This window comes from Hafnia psychrotolerans, assembly GCF_014639435.1.
Taxonomy (GTDB): Bacteria; Pseudomonadota; Gammaproteobacteria; order Enterobacterales; family Enterobacteriaceae; genus Ewingella; species Ewingella psychrotolerans.
Map to the genome: position 1 here is coordinate 1 of NZ_BMFZ01000027.1, position 824 is coordinate 824.

The 824-nt window shown below is 49.6% G+C and carries 1 rRNA gene; it reads right to left on the bottom strand.

What is annotated here, in order from left to right:
• A 23S ribosomal RNA gene (locus IEV89_RS21535) occupies positions 1-668 on the bottom strand; the annotation flags it as partial.
• Between the last annotated feature and the right edge of the window lie 156 nt (positions 669-824).

Genomic DNA, 824 nt, shown 5'->3' on the forward strand with positions numbered 1-824 from the left:
TATACCTTGCAACTTGACGCCCAGTTAAGACTCGGTTTCCCTACGGCTCCCCTATTCGGTTAACCTTGCTACAAAATATAAGTCGCTGACCCATTATACAAAAGGTACGCAGTCACCCCATAAAAGAGGCTCCTACTGCTTGTACGTACACGGTTTCAGGTTCTATTTCACTCCCCTCGCCGGGGTTCTTTTCGCCTTTCCCTCACGGTACTGGTTCACTATCGGTCAGTCAGGAGTATTTAGCCTTGGAGGATGGTCCCCCCATATTCAGACAGGATGTCACGTGTCCCGCCCTACTCATCGAACTCACAATGAGTGCACTTTTGTGTACGGGACTATCACCCTTTACTGTGCGACCTTCCAGACGCTTCCACTAATGCACAAACTGATTCAGGTTCTGGGCTCTTCCCCGTTCGCTCGCCGCTACTGGGGGAATCTCGGTTGATTTCTTTTCCTCGGGGTACTTAGATGTTTCAGTTCCCCCGGTTCGCCTTGCATGGCTATGTATTCACCATGCAATAGTGTGACGTATCACACTGGGTTTCCCCATTCGGGTATCGTCGGGTATAACGGTTCATATCACCTTACCGACGCTTTTCGCAGATTAGCACGCCCTTCATCGCCTCTGACTGCCTAGGCATCCACCGTGTACGCTTAGTCGCTTAACCTCACAACCCGAAGGTGTCTTCTAAGAAGTCACGTATCGCGCTGCAAGTCTTGAGAGACTCAACACAGGGTACTCCTTATCTCGGTACTGCTACGGAGAGATAAGTTTCAGCTGTGTCGTTTCAATTTTCAGCTTGTTCCAGATTGTTAAAGAGCAA